The following is an 18,015-nucleotide window of genomic DNA, read 5'->3' as shown; positions in this document are numbered from 1 at the left end:
CCACGCTGAATGAGTGAACAATGACATCTATTGTACGCTTTCGGTCGAGTGACGACGATTGCCGTCCGACACCGGGCCAAATTCGCATGTCCATGCCATACTGCCAACACGCCATTATTAGAACGACAAGCCAGTAAGGAATTGACCTTGACCACAGGCCGCCGAACCCGCGGCAAGCCCCGCGGACGCGAACTCGACCCCGCTGCCCTTGAAGCGCTGCGTACCCTGCTTGGCGACGAACAAGATACCCCGGAACTGCGCCGCCGGGATCTGCTGATCGAGCACCTGCACGCCATTCAGGATCGATACGGCTATCTGGCGCTGGAGAACCTTCGCGCCCTGGCCGCCTACATGAACCTGCCCATGGCGGCGGTCTACGAAACCGCCACCTTCTATGCCCATTTCGAGGTAGTCCATGATGATCAGGCGCCGCCACCGGCGGTGACCATTCGCGTCTGCGACTCCCTGTCCTGCCAGCTGGCCGGGGCGCAGACGCTGCAGCGCAAGCTTGCCGAGGATACCGACCCAAGCCAGGTGCGGGTGATTCGCGCGCCCTGCATGGGCCGCTGTGAGCAAGCACCGGTGGTGCAGATCAATCATCGCCATCTGGGCTATGCCAGCCCGGAAGGCGTGGAGGCGGTGCTGGATACCGGCCATTTTCATCCGGAGGCCATCGACTGGCAGCGGCTCAAGAACTATCGCGCCAGCGGCGGCTACGCTCTGCTGACGGAATGCCGCGCCGGAGAAATCAGTGTCGAGACGCTGATGCAGACTTTGGAAACCGCCAGTCTGCGTGGCCTGGGCGGCGCCGGCTTCGCCACCTTCAAGAAGTGGGAGTTCGTGCGCGCCGAGTCCGGGCCACGCTACTGCGCCATCAACGCGGACGAGGGCGAGCCGGGCACCTTCAAGGATCGCTATCATCTGGAGCGCCTGCCTCACCAGTTTCTCGAAGGCGCCCTGATCAGCGCCTGGGCGGTGGACGCCGAGGCGCTGTATATCTACCTGCGGGACGAATATCCCGGCCTGCATCGGGTACTCAGGGACGCCATCGCCGAACTGGAAGCCGCCTGCCTGGTGGCGCCGGGCTATATCATCCTGCGCCGGGGGGCCGGAGCCTATATCTGCGGCGAGGAGTCGGCGATGATCGAGTCCTTGGAAGGCAAGCCCGGCAAGCCTCGTCATCGTCCGCCCTTCGTTGCCCAGGTCGGGCTTTTCGACCGCCCGACTCTGGTCAACAACGTCGAAACCGTCTACTGGATTCCGCGTATCTGGGCCCGAGGGGCGGACTGGCTCGCAAGCCAGGGCCGCCACGGTCGCAAGGGACTGCGCAGTTTCTCCGTCTCCGGACGGGTCGCCAATCCCGGCGTGCATCTGGCCCCGGCGGGCATCACCCTCAACGAACTGCTCGAGGAATACTGCGGCGGCATGGTCGAAGGCCACCAGCTCGCGGGCTATCTGCCCGGTGGCGCCTCCGGCGGCATCCTGCCGGCGCACAAGGCAGACATTCCCCTGGATTTCGATACGCTTCAGGAGCACGGCTGCTTTATCGGCTCCGCGGCGATCGTGGTGCTTTCCGACCAGGACGACCTGAAAGCGGTCGCCACCAACCTGCTGGCGTTCTTCGCCGACGAATCCTGCGGCCAGTGCACCCCCTGCCGGGTCGGCACGGAGAAGATGCTGGCGCTGCTGGAGAACAATGAGTGGAATGCGGCGGAACTCGAGCGGCTTTCCCAAGTAATGGTGGACGCCTCGATCTGCGGCCTCGGTCAGGCCGCGCCGAACCCGGTATTGAGCCTGCTGCGGGATTTCCGCGATGAGCTGGCCGAGCAAAATCTTATCGTCAAAGGGTGAAGATCATGAACACGGCAATCTCTCCCGAGGTCGAGACCTTTACGCTGACCCTGGATGGCCAGAGCATCACCGCCACTCCCGGCGAGACTCTCTGGCAGGTGGCCAAGCGCGCCGGGGAGACGATTCCCCATCTGTGCTTCAAGGAAGCCTACGGTTATCGGGCGGACGGCAACTGTCGGGCCTGCATGGTGGAGATCGAGGGCGAGCGGGTGCTGGCGGCGAGCTGCATTCGCGAGGCCAAACCGGACATGGTGGTCAAGAGCGCCACCTCCGAACGAGCCAGAGTCGCCCGGGAAGGCGTGATGGAGCTGCTGATCGCCGATCAGCCGGAGCGTGAGGAAAGCCCGGATCGCGCCAGCCACTTCTGGGCCATGGCGGACCGGCTCGCCATCGACGCCACCGCGGTCAAGGCCTGGCTGCCGGCCCGTAATCCGGTGGAGGACGCCCTGGACGACGGCAGCCGCCGCGGGAATCAGGATACGTCTCATTCGGCGATGAACGTCAATCTGGACGCCTGCATCGAGTGCAACCTCTGCGTACGCGCCTGTCGCGAGGTGCAGGTCAACGATGTCATCGGCCTGGCCCACCGGGGCGCAAGCTCGAAGATCGTCTTCGACTTCGACGACCCCATGGGGGATAGCACCTGCGTGGCCTGCGGCGAGTGCGTGCAGGCCTGCCCCACCGGCGCCCTGATGCCGGCCACGCTGATCGACGAGGCGGGTCGAGGCGACTCGACAATCGCCGACCGAACCGTGGATTCCGTCTGCCCTTACTGCGGGGTGGGCTGTCAGCTGACCTATCACGTCAAGGATGACACCATCCTGCACGTCTCCGGCCGCGACGGCCCGGCGAACCGCAATCGGCTATGCGTCAAGGGCCGTTTCGGTTTCGATTACCCGCGCCATCCCTCGCGGCTCACCCTGCCGCTGATCCGCCGCGAAGGCGTACCCAAGGGGCTGGACCCGGACTTCGACCCGGCCAATCCGACCACGCATTTTCGTGAAGCGAGTTGGGAGGAAGCCCTGGAGCTGGCGGCCAAGGGCCTGGTGGGCCTGAAGGAAGCTCACGGTCCCGATGCCCTGGCGGGCTTCGGCAGCGCCAAGTGCTCCAACGAGGAGGCCTGGCTGTTCCAGAAGCTGGTGCGCACCGGCTTCGGCTCCAACCACGTGGATCACTGCACGCGGCTGTGCCACGCCAGTTCCGTGGCGGCGCTGATGGAGTGCATCGGCTCCGGCGCCGTGACCGCGTCCTTCATGCAGGCAAGCCAGGCGGACGTGGTGATCCTCACCGGCTGCAACCCGACAGTGAACCATCCGGTGGCGGCAACCTTCTTCAAGCAGGCGGCCAAGCGTGGCACCAAGCTGATCGTCATCGACCCTCGCGGTCAGGCGCTCGGCGCCTACGCCCACAAGACGCTGCGCTTCACTCCCGGCTCGGACGTGGCGCTGTTCAACGCCATGCTCAACGTGATCGTCACGGAAGAACTGTTTGATTCGACCTATATCGCCGAACATACGCAAGGCTTCGAAGCACTCAAGACACATGCCGTCGACATGACCCCGGAGGCGATGAGCGGCCTGTGCGGTATCGCCCCACAAGACATTCGCGAGGTGGCTCGGCTCTACGCCAACGCGGACAGGGCAATGATCTTCTGGGGCATGGGCATCTCCCAGCACACTCACGGTACCGACAACGCCCGCTGTCTGATTTCTCTGGCGCTGGCCTGCGGTCATACCGGCCGCCCGGGCACCGGGCTGCATCCGCTGCGCGGCCAGAACAACGTCCAGGGCGCCTCCGACGCCGGGCTGATCCCCATGGTGCTGCCGGACTACCAGCCGGTGGGAGATGCCCAGCTGCGTAGCGCCTTCGAGGAACTGTGGAACACGCCGCTGGACGACAAGCCCGGGCTCACCGTGGTGGAAATCGTGCACGCTATCCACGACGGTCAGATCAAGGGCATGTATATCCTCGGCGAGAACCCGGCCATGTCCGACCCGGATCTCGACCACGCCCGGGCGGCGCTGGCCAAGCTCGAGCATCTGGTGGTGCAGGACCTGTTCGTCACCGAGACGGCGCAGTTCGCGGATGTCATCCTGCCCGCCTCGAGCTGGCCGGAGAAGGACGGCACCGTGACCAACACCAATCGTCAGGTACAGATGGGCCGCAAGGCGGTGCCGCTGCCCGGCGAGGCCAAGCCGGACTGGTGGATCATTCAGCAGATCGCCCAGCGTTTCGGACTGCCCTGGAACTACGCGCATCCCCGAGAGGTGTTCGCGGAGATGACCCAGGGCATGCCGTCTCTTGCCAACATCAGTTGGGAGCGAGTCGAGCGGGAGGATTCCGTGACCTATCCCTGCCCCGGGGAAGACGAGCCCGGATTCGACATTGTATTCTCGGACGCTTTCCCCACTCCTTCGGGCAAGGCCAGGTTCTCGCCGACCCGGCCGCTGCCGCCGGATGAGCCCTTGGACGACAACTATCCCACGGTGCTGACCACCGGGCGCCAGCTCGAGCACTGGCACACCGGCTCCATGACCCGGCGGACCCAGGTGCTCGACGCCCTGGAACCGCAAGCGGTGGCGAGTCTTGCCCCGGGGGAACTCGAACGGCTGGGCCTGCGCCCCGGCGAACGCTTGACCATCACCACCCGACGCGGCGAGATCGAACTCATCGCCCGGGTCGACCCGCTGATGCCGGAAGGCATGGTGTTCGTGCCCTTCTGCTACGTGGAAGCGGCGGCGAATCTCTTGACCAACCCGGCCTTGGACCCTTACGGCAAGATCCCGGAGTTCAAGTACGCCGCCTGTCGGCTAAGGCCGGCAGAAGCAAGAGAAGCGGTGGAATAAAACGAGGCTAGGAGGAAGCGGCCTGGGCTTTTGCCCGGGCTGCCAGCGGCACTCGCCCCAGGCTGACCAGCAGCGCCAGCCCCGCGGCGGCGAAGCCAAACCACAGGGAAAGCTGTACCGATCCTAGCCCTGCCCCCAGCACCACCCCGACAAAGGTGACGCCCAAGGACTGGCCGATGGTGCGGGTGGTGCTCATCATTCCCGAGGCGTTGGCGCTGCGCGCCTTGGGAATGCTGCTCATCAATTCACGGTTGTTGGGCGCCTGAAAAAGTCCGAAGCCCAGACCGCAGAGCGCGGTGCGCCACAGGCTATCCGCGAGGCTCGCCTGGGGTTCGAGCAATACCAGGCTGGCAAGACCGCACAACAGCACCGTCAGGCCGAGACTCGACACCAGCGCCGGATTGAGCCGGTCCGCCAGCCGTCCGGCAATCGGTGCCGCTACCATGATGGTCAAGGGCCAGGGGGTGAACAGCCAGGCGGTTTCCAGAGGCGAATAGTCCATTTCCTGCTGATACAGAAACGACAGCGCCACAAAGGAAAGCCCTTGGGCGATAAAGGCGGAGCCGGAAACGAGCAGCGCCAGGGAAAAACGCGGCTCATCGAACAGCGTCAAAGGCAACAGCGGATGCGGCGCCCGGCGCTGGCGACGCAGAAACAGACCGCCGGCGACCACGCTGACCGTCAATAAAAGCAGAATCCTGCCAGTTTCCGCCCCCTCCCCCAGGGCATCCATGGCGAGAAAGAACCCCGCCAGCATCAGCGCCGAAAGCACAGCCCCGAGCACGTCGAAACCGCCCTCGCGTCGCGGCTCCTTCGGCAGGGCGCGCCAGGCAAGCGCCAAGGCCAGGGCGCCAATAGGCAAGTTCAGGGCGAACAGCCAGGGCCAGTCCGTCATGGACAGGATAAGCCCGCCGATGGTCGGCCCGGAGGCATAGCCCCCGGCCACCACCAGGGCGCTGAGTCCCATGGCGGCACCCAGCAGACGCGTCGGGAAAATCAGTCGATAAAGCGATGGCCCGATGGAAAGCGTTGCCGCGGCCCCCACCCCTTGCAGAGCGCGAAACACCAGCAGCCACTCGAAGGATCGGGACAGCGCCGCCCCCAGGGAAGCCAGGGTAAAAAGCGTCAGCCCGGCCATGTAGACCCGGCGCCGGCTGAGCAATTCGCTAAGCGACGCGAAGATCAGCAGAAACGCCGCGCTGACCACCTGAAACAGGCTGACCACCCAGACGGAGCGCGCCGGGGACACCGCTAATGACTCGCCGATGGAAGGCAGGGCGATATTGATCATGGTGTTGTCGATCACCGCCATCAGGGTGCCGCTGACCAGCGCCAGCACCGCCAGGCGGCGCTCCGGTCCCGGCAGGCCATCATCGTCGCGGCGGGTCTCGAACAAACGGCTCAATATCCTCTCCTCGCGTACTGACTTGCTCGCGTACTACCTTATGAGTTTTCAGAATTCTGACGCTTCACGCCTTGGCTCGGGGTAGCTCCTCCCAGCGGGTGGTATAGCGCGGCGAGCGGTGCTCGCAGCGCAGCTGCCAGGCGCTGTCCGCGCGAGGCAGCCCCAGGCTGACGGTACCGCGTCCCATCTCCCGGTTGAGCCGATCCACCGCGGTCATCAGCCGCTGGCGGCGAAGTCGCTCGCTGTCGCCGAGGGGTGCTTCCAGCAAACCGAGCTGCTGATTGCTGGCATCGATCAGATCCAGCAGCCCTACCCCGCACTTCTGGTAGCGCAGCCCATCGAGAAAGATGGCATCCAGTCCTCGACTCGCCGCCTCCAGCAGATCGCGGCTATCCGCGCCGGGCCGCGCCAAGGGCACTACCACATGATTACGGTAGGCAGGGCGTCCCAGTTCGAAGCGATTGGTATGCAAGAATACCAGCACCGCCCGGGCGAGGCTGCCCTGGGCGCGCAGCTTTTCCCCGGCCCGGGCCACATGCTGACGAAGGGCTTCCTTGATTTCGCCAGGGGTCTCGATTTGTCGTCCGAAGGAGCGAGACACCAGAATCTGCCGGCGGGGCTCGCTCATGTTTTCCAGCTCCACCGCCGGATGGCCACGCAACTCCCAGAGAATGCGTTCCATGATCACGGAACATGCCCGGCGAACCCGCTTGGGGTTTGCCTCACGCAGCTGCCAGGCGTTATGAATGCCCAATGCCGCCAGACGCTCTCCGGCGCGGCTCGCCACTCCCCATAGCCGAGTGACCGGCAAGCCTTCAAGCAACCGGCGAGTGATTGCGCTATCCGCCTCGAGCCGGCACATGCCTTCGAGTCCGGGAAATTCCTTGGCGGTATGGTTGGCGAGCTTGGCCAGCACCCGGGTCGGCGCCAGTCCCACGCAGACGGGAATGCCGGTTTCCCGGCGCACCGCTTCGCGCAACTGCTGGCCGGTCACTACCAAGCCCGCAGGATCGAAGCCATCGAAATGCACGAAGCTCTCGTCGATGGAGTAGAACTCCACCCGGGGCGAGAAACGCGCCAGCACCTGATTGACCCGCTGGCTCATGTCCCCGTACAGGGCATAGTTGCTCGACAGCAGTTTCGTCTGACGGCGGATGGCCGGCGGCAGCAGATGGCGTGGCGCTCCCAGGGCGACGCCCAGTGCCTTGAGTTCCGTGCTGCGGGCGATGATGCAGCCGTCGTTGTTGGACAGCACCCCTACCGGGCACCGTTCCAGCCGAGGGTCGAAGGCACGCTCGCAGGAGACATAGAAGTTGTTGCCATCCACCAGGGCGATCATGGCCGGGCGCCGCCGGGCAGCGCATGAATCACGTGGGTCACCACCCCCCATACCTGGCAGTCCCGCCCGTTCAGGGCAATGGCGGGAAAACGTGGATTGCTGGCCACCAGATAGGCGATCTGGCCGATCCATCTCAGCCGCTTGACGGTCAGCTCACCGTCCAGGGCGACGATGAGGATACGCTCCGGCAGCGCCTCCAGGCTGCGATCCACCACCAGAAGATCGCCGTCGTGAATGCCGTCCCCCCGCATGGAATCCCCCTCGGCTCGCACGAAATAGGTCGAGGCGGGACGCTTCACTACATGGGCGTGCAGATCCAGCGGCGTATCCAGATGATCGTCCGCCGGACTGGGAAACCCGGCCCGCACTCGGCTACCCATCAAGGGCAGCGGCCCGGGGCGTGAGATAGAGGCAAGCCGGCCGGCGGGTCGTAATGCTGGACGATGATTCATGACAAGTTCCCTGCTGAATACTGATTATCTTTTTTACTGTATTTTAATACAGTATTTGACGACAGTATCGCTCAGCAGGGAAAAGCTGACAACCGACCCCAGTCTAATAGCTACTGCAAAACCGGCGGGCATTGACTGGCGGCATGAACAGTGGTGGACCAGTTTCCGGGGGAAAGGGCATGATCGCCACTACGCTATGATGACCAGTCGATGATTTCAGGAGAGTCCGCGCCAGATGGCTACCAATATTCCTCGTATCAGCCTCGAGCAGTGGGCGGTGTTGCAGGCCGTGGTCGATGAAGGCAGTTTCGCGCGAGCCGCCGAGTCGCTCAACAAGAGCCAGTCGGCGGTAAGCTATACACTCAAGAGCATGCAGGAACAGCTGCCCGTCGAGATGCTTATCATACGTGGGCGTAAAGCCGAGCTCACCGAAGCGGGAGAGACATTGTTGCGTCGCGCTCGCGTGCTCATCGAAGAGGCCCTGAGCCTGGAACGACTGGCCGCCAACCTGGCCCAGGATTGGGAGCCGGAGGTCCGGCTGGCAATAGAGATAATCTTCCCGCCCGAGCTTTTGGGCGAAGCGCTGGCTGCCTTTATTCCTGAAAGCCGGTCGTCCCGTGTGCAGCTCATCGAGTCGGTGCTTTCCGGCACTCATGAGGCGCTGGTCAACGGCAAGGCCGATTTGATCGTCACCAATCGACCACCCCCCGGCCTTCTGGGGCAGCCTCTCTTGTCCATCGAGTTTGTGGCAGTCGCCCACCCGCAGCATCCCCTGCATCACATGGGGCGCGAATTGACGGAACAGGATCTGAGGACGCACCGGCAATTTGTGGTCCGCGATACCGGCATCAAGCGCAGTCAGGACGCAGGCTGGCTGGGTGCGGAAGAGCGTTGGACCGTATCCCAGCTCAAGACCTCGATCCAGTTCGTCACTCGGGGGCTGGGCTTTGCCTGGTTGCCTCTGGAGCATATTCGCCAGGAGCTGGAGACCGAGATGCTGAAGCCACTGCCTCTAGCCGAGGGCGGTAGCCGGCACGAGGAGTTGTATCTGGTCTTTGCGAACCGTGACAGCACGGGCCCGGCAACCCAGGCGCTGGCTGAGGCGCTGCAGAGGGTTTGCCGTGATTACAAGCAGGCCAGGCAATAGGCAAGCTTCTAGTATCGACATGACAGGCCTGTAATCCATCAGTTTTTTCGATCGCTATGGCCCGATAATCAGACCCAACCAGCCGGTCTTTGGCGTTACTCTTGTGGGTAATGAGATTTGACCAGCTATCTTGGTGTGAATACTACAAGGAGTTGTTGCATGGGACGGCTTACCGACTTCTTGTCGCGGCTTTTCAGCGGTCCGAAAAAAAGCGGACCTTCATCACGAGAGGAACCCGAAATGACAAAAGTACTAGTTCTTTACTATTCCATGTACGGCCATATCGAAACCATGGCCAACACCGTCGCCGAAGGCGCACGTGGTGTAGAAGGCGTCGACGTCACGGTCAAGCGTGTTCCGGAAACCATGGATAGCGAAGCCTTCAAATCCGCCGGCGGCAAGACGGAGCAAGATGCGCCGGTGGCCACGCCCGCAGAACTTGCGGAATACGATGCGATTATCTTTGGCACGCCGACGCGCTTTGGCAACATGGCGGGCCAGATGCGCACCTTCCTGGATCAGACCGGTGGCCTGTGGGTCAAGGGGGGCCTGGTCGGCAAGGTGGCGAGTGTCTTTACCTCTACCGGTACCGGCGGCGGGGAAGAAATGACCATCACCTCCACCTGGACCACCCTCGCACACCATGGCATGGTGATCGTGCCGATCGGCTACGCCACCCCGGAGCTGTTCGATATCTCTCAGGTCGGCGGCGGTACACCCTATGGCGCTTCGACCATCGCAGGCGGTGATGGCTCGCGCCAGCCCGACGACCGTGAGCTGGCCATTGCCCGCTTCCAGGGCGAGCACGTGGCCAAAATCGCTGCAAAGCTGAAAAGCTGACCCCCGCCTGACCAAGGGAGGGCGCTGCCCTCCCTCATTCACCATTTTTATACGCTTGTCACGATATCGGCTCCTGGTCTCTATCGAGCACTCGGCTCGTAGCGCTGAATCAACGCGTCGCAGTCGAGTAAGCAGCACTATTCTGACCAGGACTCAGGCGTAGGCAATTTTCAAACGGAGAGAATGATCATGGGCCTGTTAATCAACGGCGAGTGGCACGATCAATGGTACGACACCAAAAAACACGGCGGTGAGTTCGTACGCGAATCCGCCAAGCTGCGCGATTGGGTGACAGCGGACGGACAGCCGACCCCGCAGGGCCAGGAGGCCGTGCCCGCCGAGGCGGACCGCTTTCATCTTTATGTGTCACTCGCCTGTCCCTGGGCGCATCGCACCTTGATCATGCGTAAGCTGAAGGGATTGGAGCCGTTGATCGGTGCATCCCACGTCAGCCCGCTGATGCTGGATCAGGGCTGGACGTACCATGTCGATGAAGGCTCCAGCGGCGATCCTGTCAACGGGGTGGAATATCATCGTCAGCTCTATACCCTCACCAACCCGAATTATACGGGGCGCGTCACGGTACCGGCCCTATGGGACAAGCAGGATAACCGCATCATCAACAACGAGTCCGCGGATCTGGTCCGGATCTTCAATGATGCCTTTGACGAGATAACCGGCAATCGTCTCGATTTTTATCCCGAGGAACTGCGCGAGACCATCGATGCCGTCAACGCCGATGTCTACGATCATATCAACAACGGCGTCTACAAGGCCGGTTTCGCCACCGAGCAGGCGGTTTACGACAAGCACGTGACGGCATTGTTCGAGGCGCTGGATCGCATGGAGGCGCGCTTGGGCGAGCAGCGCTACCTGGCCGGTGAGTGGCTGACCGAAGCGGATATCCGGCTATTCACTACCCTGATTCGTTTCGATGCGGTCTATCACGGCCACTTCAAATGCAATCTGCGCCGCATCGAGGATTATCCTAATTTATCGAACTACCTGAGGGAGCTGTACCAGTGGCCGGGGGTCAAGGAGACCGTGAATTTCGACCATATCAAGCGCCACTATTACTACAGTCACGCCAATATCAATCCCACCCGTATCGTGCCAAAGGGTCCGATTCTCGCTCTCGAGCGAGATCACAACCGAAACCGCTTGCCAGGGCAGTGGATTTACAGGGCGTGAGCGAGAAATCTTGATCAAACACGCACAGCGCTGATGGCTGGCTTCTGAACAAGCCCCTTGAATCGCCCCTTTCAAGGGGCGATTCAATTCTTGGTTATACCCACTTTCTAGCTAATGACTCATGGGAGCAACCATCGAATTATTGGTTACTCATGTTCCAATAATTGCGCCATTTCATTCACGTAACAGGGCTATCCTATCTCCATTGCAAAACACACGGAGACACGACATGCAGACATCGCTGATCAATAGAATACTTTCCACCCATGAAAGCTTTTCGCCTCTGGTCTTGCGCGTGCCGACAGGGATCATTTTCATGGCCCACGGCGCCCAGAAACTGTTTGGCTGGTTTGGCGGTAACGGTCTGGAAGCCACCGCGCAAGGGATGGCGTCGATGGGCCTCGAGCCGGGTTACCTGATGGCCTTGCTGGCCGGCGGCGGCGAGTTCTTCGGCGGCCTTGCCCTGCTTCTGGGGCTGCTGGTTCGACCGGCCGCCGTCGTGCTGTCAATTGCCATGCTGGTCGCCATCTTTGCGGTGCATATCGGTAATGGCCTGTTCATGAGCAACAACGGTTATGAATTCGCCCTTTCCCTGCTGACCATCTCGGTATCGCTGCTCATCAGCGGAGCGGGCAGGATTTCAATCGATCGCAGCCTGGCTCACAAGCTTTAGTAGCCGCCTGGGATTGAAACCGTCTGACTGAACCTATCAACGTTTACGTCAATATCTTGGAGGGAACACATGCTTGTTCGTTCTGGTGATGCCCGGGGCTATGCCAATCATGGATGGCTACGCTCTTTTCATACCTTCTCCTTCGCGAACTACTACGACCCCGAGTACATGGGCTTTCGCAAGCTGCGGGTGATCAATGAGGACCGCGTCGAGGGTGGCCAGGGTTTTGGTGCACATTCCCATCGCGACATGGAGATCATTTCCTACGTACTGGAAGGCGAGCTGGCCCACAAGGACAGCATGGGCCACGTCGAGGTCATTCGCCCCGGCGATGTCCAGCGCATGTCCGCCGGCACTGGCGTGACGCACAGCGAGTTCAATAACGCCAAGGACAAGCTCGTCCACTTTCTGCAGATCTGGATCGAGCCGGAACAGCGGGGCATCAAACCCAGCTACGAGCAAAAGAACTTTTCCATCGATGAGCGTCAGGGAAACTGGCGGCTCGTGGCCTCCCAAGACGGTCGTGACGGCTCCGTGAGCATCAATCAGGACGTCAATCTCTATGCGGGCCTGTTCGATGGCGGTCAGAGCGCGACCCTGCCGACGACACGCTATGCCTGGCTGCATATTGCTCGAGGGAGCGCCGAGGTCAACGGGCAAGTGCTGGAAGCCGGCGATGCCGCAGCCTTCGCACCGGATGAGACGATAGAGCTAACCGGCCGAAGCGCCTCGGAGGTATTGCTGTTCGACCTGGCCTGAGGAGCTTGTGAGTAGCGTTGGCTTCATCCAGCCGATTCAGGCAAATGAGCTTTGATGCGCGCCGCATAGGCGGTACTCAAAATGATTGATGGCCCAGCTCTTTTGTGGGCCATTTTGATCTACATTTAATATATGGAAACTTTGTTAAAGGGAAAGAAGATGAAATTGAAGGATAGGGTTGCCATTATATTCGGTGGAACATCCGGTCTTGGGGAAGCGACTGCCAAGGCCTATGCAGATGAAGGTGCAAAATTAGTGGTAGTAGGTCGCGACAAATCAAAAGGCAATCGCATTATCAGTGAGCTTCAGAGCAGAAATCAGGAATCAATCTTCGTCGAGGCAGATGTATCGAAAGCTGCAGAAGTGCAAGCAGTTGTAAATAAAACGTTGGAAAAATTTGAGCAAATAGACATCCTCTATAATGGCGCCGGCATTCACGACGCTTACAAAACAGCGATTGAATTGGACGAAGATGAATATGAAAAGCTGATGGATATCAACGTCAAGGGGCCTTATCTAGCCTCGAAAGCGGTGATTCCACACTTTTTGAAGAGGGGCAAGGGCGTCATCATCAATATCGGCTCTCAATCCACCCATGTAGCGGGAGCAGGTGGATCGGCATACGTCACGTCGAAACATGCGATAGAAGGCTTCACGAAACAACTGGCCTATGACTTTGGTAGTAAGGGCATTAAAGCTAACCTTATCGCCCCAGGATTTATAGAGTCACCAATGACTGAGGGAATTGAAGACAAACGCTTGAATGATATCCCGGCACAACGGGCTGGAAAGCCTGAAGAGATCGCAGCGCTTGCCGTATTCCTGGCCTCCGACGATTCCAATTACATGCACGGATCGACAGTTACCATGGACGGTGGATGGACTACCGGTAGATAGAAAGGTAATCCCCCGGCGCCTTTGGTTCCTGAATTCATGGAATGACGACAGCACTTTGAACTACTTGGTAGAGGCAGGAGGGGCGGCGGCGCCCCCTGCCAGTCAAACCGCCCAAAGTGAAGCAGAGCATGGAATACCGATAGCTGATCCAAGCCAAACGATACCAGATTCATACCCAGCAAGGCGCCGATGCCGGAGACCTGCGTTTCGACCTGCAAAAGCGCAAAGACGGCGGTCTCAATGATCAAGCGCCACGTCGAGCCATGCCCTGCTTCAGCGCATGGTTTTTAGTGCCTTAGCCCATCGGGCCATGGTCTCAAGCAGGGTTTGCGCGCTCTTTTCGTGAATGTCCGTTGGCACGAAGGTGCCATCCTCAAGATGACCGGTCACCATGGGGATCATCACCTGTTGCTTGATTGGCACCATTTCCAGCGTGTTCAGAAGGTGTTTGGCGATTTCAGTTGATCGGATACCCCCGGAGATGCCGCCATAGCTTACGAAGCCGGCGGGTTTGTAGTTCCATTCGTTGTACAGATAATCAACCGCGTTGATGAACGTCGGCGGTGGAGTGTAGTTGTACTCCGGCAGCACAAAGATGAAGGCATCCGAGTCATCGACGATCTTCGACCAGCGCTTGGTATGCTCGTGCTCGTATTTCTGCATGGCGGGATGATTGGGTTCATCCAGCATCGGCAGGTTGAGTTCTTGAAGGTCTGCAAATTCGATCTCGAACCCGGCAGCGTTAGCCTGGGCATAGGCGTGGAACCAGTCGGCAACGGTCTTGCCGACCCGGCCGGGGCGAGTGCTGGTGAGAATGATGGTCAGTTTCACTATTTTAGTTTCCTTGGTTTGCGTCGGGGATTTAGTCTGTAAAAATTTCTTATTAACCCGGCAGTCATTTGTGTCGGGTTAATCGCGGCACAGGGAAGTGCCGCCACCGACCGGCAGGTCGGTGCGAGCCCGCGCCACACCAGCAGATTCTCATATTTGCGCCAGTGTGACGGGGGCGACAATCAAAGAGGTCAGGATGACCTATTTGATTGCCAGGTTAATAGTGCGGACGATCAAGTATCAGGCTCAATGCGCCATGGAATGGGCGGCGGCATCATCCGGTCGCCGTCAAACTCCGGAACATCACCGAATCGCGCATCGCCGGCCTCCCACTCTTTCTGCGCCTTCGCAATCTCGGCCTTGCTATGGCCCACGAAGTTCCACCAGATGAAGATCTCTTCGTTCAGCGGTTCGCCGCCCAGCAGCAGCACGCGCGTATTGGAATCAAGTTTCAGCGCGATGTCGTCGAGCCCGCAGCCCAGATAGGCAAGTTCGTTCGGCGCGAAGGTATCCTGATTGATGCGCAGATTGCCTTCGAGCACAAGTACGCCGTACTCGAAGTGATTGTGCAGGTCCAGGTGAACGGTGGTCGCGGCGTCGGCGAGCATATCGGCACCCACCAGCGGCGAGAAGGCGAGGGTAGGCGCTTCATGGCCTTTGAGCGCGCCGGTGAGCAGCGTGATATCGACCCCCTGCTCCTGCCAGCGTGGCAGGTCGGGATAGTGATCGAACCGTGGCTCGGTATGCCGATGGACATAGGGCAGCGCGATCCACAGCTGAGCCGCGTGCAGCTGTGATTCACTCGGCAGCGACTCTTCGGTATGGGCGATACCACGACCGGCGGTCATCAAATTGACCTCGCCAGGGCGAATCACCTGTTCGCTCCCCAGGCTGTCGCGGTGCAGAATGTCGCCGGCCAGCATCCAGGTGAAGGTCTGCAGGCTGGTATGCGGATGAGGGCCTACGCGCATGCCCTGGCTATCCACGGAAAATACGGCAGGCCCCGCGTGATCCAGAAAGCACCATGCCCCGATCATGCGCCTTTTGCGCTGGGGCAGGATCCGGTTGATGGGAATGCCGCCTACCTCGGCGGTACGCGACGAGAGATGCTGAATAAGCCGGTGACCATCAACGATGGGGCACTCATACGACTCGAACAGCTTAGGGTTTGATTCTGTATTGCTCATGGCATCGGTTCCTGATCTTGGTTGCCGCTGAAACGGCCAAAGGCTGAGGCGGAAATTCAAAGCGCGACTGCGCTTTGTGCGGTCAACCGCAGCATCCCGTCAGAGCACACTCACTGCGGTACAGAACTCAAGGCGCTTGCCGGTCGTGTCATCCGCGTTGGGATGACGATATCGTCGAGGGATCGGCCCGCAGCGTCATGCTCCGGACCGCACTGTCAGTGCGATGGCCGATGCTTACCACAGGCCGCGACGATGGTTGTCCACCCAGCGGAACATGCCGCGAATGTTGTGGACGCGCATATACTCATAGCCGAACCAGTCGTCCTTGTGCTCGTTGCCCGCCGTGACGTTGCGCCACAGTTGGTCCCAGGGCATTCCCTCGCGATGGAGCTCGAGCACTTGGTCGTGCAGCTCGGTCATGTAATCCCGCAGCGCGACCTGGTCCTCGGCGGTTGCCGGGGAGTAATGGCCGACGTCGATCACGTCCGGATTCTTGTCGATCACCCAGTCCAGCGTTTCGATCCAGCCCGGATAGTAGAAGTCCAGGAAATCCATGTAGGGGAAGGTCTCGGACTGACACACATCCGTGCACTGCATGGCGCTCAACTCGGGAATCCAGACCTGGACCATGCTGTTGGAGTGGTTGCCCGCCGGCTCGTGGTGGAGCAATACTTCGTAGTCGCCAAAGGTGACGGTCATCTCCTCGTCGAAGGTTATCGTGGGCTCGGCCACGGGCATCTTCTCGCCGATGATTGGCTCGAGAGCGTTGCGCTGGGCGATGATCTCCGCTCCAGCTTCCTGATACACGCTCGAGCCCGCGAGGTGGTCGAAATGCGCGTGGGTCAGGATGGCCAGGGTGATCTCCTTGTCGAAGCGCTCCCTGATTTCGTCACGCAGCCACTCCGCCGCACAGCGGTTGCCCGCATCGATGACCAGAGCGCCTTCGTCCTGGATCAGCACCAGCCCGGAGTGGGTCGCCGGGAAGGTGTTGTTGGTGTGGCGATACAGGTTCTCCTTGCCTTCGATCGGCACGAGGCTGCGTTCGACATCGCATTGATCGGCCCACGGGTCGGGCGCGATCTCGCGACCTTCGAACATCGACTTGTCGACGTCTTTACCGGTGTGGGTGAAGGCCATCGCGGGACCCGCGGCCGCCAGTAGCAGCGCGGTGGTCAGGGTACGTTTCTTCAGCATGATTCAACCCTCCTGCATTTCGGCACTGGGGCCGGTCATGGCGATGTAGGACGGGTCGAGGTCGGCCACCGACCGGGCGCCGGTCAGCAGCATGTCCGAGCGCAGCTCGGTTGCCAGGGTTTCCAGCACCGACTTCACCCCCGGGGCGCCGCCGACGCCGAGACCGTACATCACCGGGCGACCGACGGCGACGCAGGTCGCGCCCATCGACAGCGCGCGGATCACGTCGATGCCACGACGGATGCCGCTGTCCATGATGACCGGCACGCGGCCGTCCACGGCCTTGGCGACCAGCGGCAGCGCGCTGATCGCGCCCGGCACGCCGTCAATCTGGCGCCCGCCGTGGTTCGAGACCTGGATCGCGTCCGCGCCGGCGGCGATGATGGGATCGACGTCTTTAGCGCGCAAGATGCCCTTGACGATCACCGGCAGGCCGGTTTCGTCCTTGATCATCTTGATGTCGTCCGGGGTCAGATCGGCTTTCTGTGCCATGAAATCCCCTGTGCCGCCGCGCGCCGGGTCGTGGTTGCCGAAACTCATGTCACTGCGGAATGGCGCCCCCATCGCGCGGAACTGGTCCGGCATCCCCGGCCCGAGGGCATCTGCGGTGAGCACGATGGCGGAATAGCCCGCATTCTTCGCGCGCCGGAGCAGCGATTTGGTGACATTCACGTCCTGATTGAAATAGAGCTGAAACCATTTCGGGCCCGCGGTGGCTTCCGCGATCTGCTCCAGCGTCATGTTCGAGGCACCGGACGAGCAATAGAGCGTGCCCGCCATGCCCGCCCCGCGGGCGGTGGCGACTTCGCCTTCCTCATGGACCATGCGATGGGCGCCCATCGGAGCGACAAAGAACGGGAAGGGCAGCTTGTGGCCCAGGATCTCGACGGAGAGGTCGAGCGCATCCGGGCTGACGCCGGTAAGCCGGTGGGTCATGATGCGAAAAGTCTTCCATCGCGCGGCGGTTTTCGCGCAGGGTCCATTCATCCCCCTTGGCGCCGGTGACGAAAACGTAGCCCGCCTTGGGAACGGCTGCCTCGAAATCGTCTTTCAGCGCCGGCAGGCTGATGACGTCGATTTCGGCACTGGCAGTCGAGGCGTCATAGCCCGACGCGGCGGACCCGGCAGCCTTGGGTGCGGCGTTGGCCGCCGATCCGGAGGAGGCGGTAGTCTGCGCCAAAGCGGTACCTGCGAAGGGCAGCGCACCGATGGCGGTGGCGGCGTATCCTAGAAAGTTTCTGCGCGTGGTCATGTCAGTCTCCATAGGTCATACAGTTATTTTTGGTACGTTATTCGCTCTCATCACGTTAGCGGCCTAGGCCGTATGTCGCGCGATGAGCGTTCATAAAGTAAAGCGTCACTTCTACCCGCGGTCGAGTTCCGCCATGGCAAAGATGCTGGCG

15 protein-coding genes are annotated in these 18,015 nt (G+C 61.0%); 8 read left to right on the top strand and 7 right to left on the bottom strand.

Annotated features, from left to right (window positions below):
* Positions 1 to 147: 147 nt before the first annotated feature.
* Together FGL86_RS06415 and fdhF are read left to right on the top strand one after the other, a co-directional pair.
* Positions 148 to 1,851 (top strand): NAD(P)H-dependent oxidoreductase subunit E, encoded by a 1,704-nt coding sequence (locus tag FGL86_RS06415; RefSeq protein ID WP_246131747.1) that lies wholly within the window; start codon positions 148 to 150, stop codon positions 1,849 to 1,851.
* 5 nt (positions 1,852 to 1,856) lie between these two features.
* Positions 1,857 to 4,697, top strand: a complete 2,841-nt coding sequence (gene fdhF, locus FGL86_RS06410; protein WP_147183802.1) for a formate dehydrogenase subunit alpha — start codon at positions 1,857 to 1,859, stop codon at positions 4,695 to 4,697.
* A gap of 7 nt (positions 4,698 to 4,704) precedes the next feature.
* On the opposite strand, the gene FGL86_RS06405 is transcribed toward fdhF, so the two are convergent.
* The 3 genes from FGL86_RS06405 to FGL86_RS06395 all read right to left on the bottom strand — a co-directional run bounded on the left by FGL86_RS06405 (position 4,705) and on the right by FGL86_RS06395 (position 7,893).
* On the bottom strand, positions 4,705 to 6,102 hold the full coding sequence (locus FGL86_RS06405) for an MFS transporter (protein ID WP_186764485.1): 1,398 nt from the start codon (positions 6,100 to 6,102) through the stop codon (positions 4,705 to 4,707).
* Between the two features lie 64 nt (positions 6,103 to 6,166).
* Positions 6,167 to 7,441 carry a Y-family DNA polymerase gene (locus FGL86_RS06400; protein ID WP_147183801.1) on the bottom strand — a complete coding sequence of 425 codons (1,275 nt, stop codon included), beginning with the start codon at positions 7,439 to 7,441 and terminating at the stop codon, positions 6,167 to 6,169.
* On the bottom strand, positions 7,438 to 7,893 hold the full coding sequence (locus tag FGL86_RS06395) for a LexA family protein (RefSeq protein WP_147183800.1): 456 nt from the start codon (positions 7,891 to 7,893) through the stop codon (positions 7,438 to 7,440). The genes FGL86_RS06400 and FGL86_RS06395 overlap by 4 nt, the downstream gene beginning before the upstream one ends.
* Before the next feature lie 235 nt (positions 7,894 to 8,128).
* Here FGL86_RS06395 and FGL86_RS06390 point away from each other — a divergent pair, with 235 nt between their 5' ends.
* The 6 genes from FGL86_RS06390 to FGL86_RS06365 all read left to right on the top strand — a co-directional run bounded on the left by FGL86_RS06390 (position 8,129) and on the right by FGL86_RS06365 (position 13,400).
* Entirely contained in the window at positions 8,129 to 9,040 is a 912-nt protein-coding gene (locus FGL86_RS06390) for a LysR family transcriptional regulator (protein ID WP_147183799.1), read from the top strand.
* A 240-nt stretch (positions 9,041 to 9,280) separates the two neighbouring features.
* Positions 9,281 to 9,880, top strand: coding sequence for an NAD(P)H:quinone oxidoreductase (gene wrbA, locus FGL86_RS06385; RefSeq protein ID WP_147183798.1), 600 nt, complete (start codon positions 9,281 to 9,283; stop codon positions 9,878 to 9,880).
* A gap of 189 nt (positions 9,881 to 10,069) precedes the next feature.
* Positions 10,070 to 11,071: a glutathione S-transferase family protein gene (locus FGL86_RS06380; protein ID WP_147183797.1), complete on the top strand. Its 1,002-nt coding sequence runs from the start codon at positions 10,070 to 10,072 to the stop codon at positions 11,069 to 11,071.
* A gap of 229 nt (positions 11,072 to 11,300) precedes the next feature.
* Positions 11,301 to 11,744: a DoxX family protein gene (locus FGL86_RS06375; RefSeq protein ID WP_147183796.1), complete on the top strand. Its 444-nt coding sequence runs from the start codon at positions 11,301 to 11,303 to the stop codon at positions 11,742 to 11,744.
* A 69-nt stretch (positions 11,745 to 11,813) separates the two neighbouring features.
* Positions 11,814 to 12,503: a pirin family protein gene (locus FGL86_RS06370; protein WP_147183795.1), complete on the top strand. Its 690-nt coding sequence runs from the start codon at positions 11,814 to 11,816 to the stop codon at positions 12,501 to 12,503.
* Between the two features lie 159 nt (positions 12,504 to 12,662).
* Complete coding sequence (locus tag FGL86_RS06365; protein ID WP_147183794.1) at positions 12,663 to 13,400, top strand: SDR family NAD(P)-dependent oxidoreductase; 738 nt, start codon at positions 12,663 to 12,665, stop codon at positions 13,398 to 13,400.
* Positions 13,401 to 13,673: 273 nt separating this feature from the next.
* On the opposite strand, the gene FGL86_RS06360 is transcribed toward FGL86_RS06365, so the two are convergent.
* The 4 genes from FGL86_RS06360 to FGL86_RS06345 form a co-directional block, all read right to left on the bottom strand.
* Positions 13,674 to 14,231 carry an NADPH-dependent FMN reductase gene (locus FGL86_RS06360; protein ID WP_147183793.1) on the bottom strand — a complete coding sequence of 186 codons (558 nt, stop codon included), beginning with the start codon at positions 14,229 to 14,231 and terminating at the stop codon, positions 13,674 to 13,676.
* Positions 14,232 to 14,464: 233 nt separating this feature from the next.
* On the bottom strand, positions 14,465 to 15,418 hold the full coding sequence (locus FGL86_RS06355; protein WP_147183792.1) for a pirin family protein: 954 nt from the start codon (positions 15,416 to 15,418) through the stop codon (positions 14,465 to 14,467).
* 234 nt (positions 15,419 to 15,652) lie between these two features.
* Entirely contained in the window at positions 15,653 to 16,612 is a 960-nt protein-coding gene (locus FGL86_RS06350; protein WP_147183791.1) for an MBL fold metallo-hydrolase, read from the bottom strand.
* A gap of 3 nt (positions 16,613 to 16,615) precedes the next feature.
* Positions 16,616 to 17,548, bottom strand: a complete 933-nt coding sequence (locus tag FGL86_RS06345; protein WP_222433802.1) for an alpha-hydroxy-acid oxidizing protein — start codon at positions 17,546 to 17,548, stop codon at positions 16,616 to 16,618.
* Positions 17,549 to 18,015 lie beyond the last annotated feature (467 nt).

The organism is Pistricoccus aurantiacus (genome assembly GCF_007954585.1).
In the GTDB taxonomy this organism is placed as follows: Bacteria; Pseudomonadota; Gammaproteobacteria; order Pseudomonadales; family Halomonadaceae; genus Pistricoccus; species Pistricoccus aurantiacus.
The sequence above is the reverse complement of the archived record's forward strand: the minus strand, read 5'-3'. Positions and strand labels throughout refer to the sequence as shown.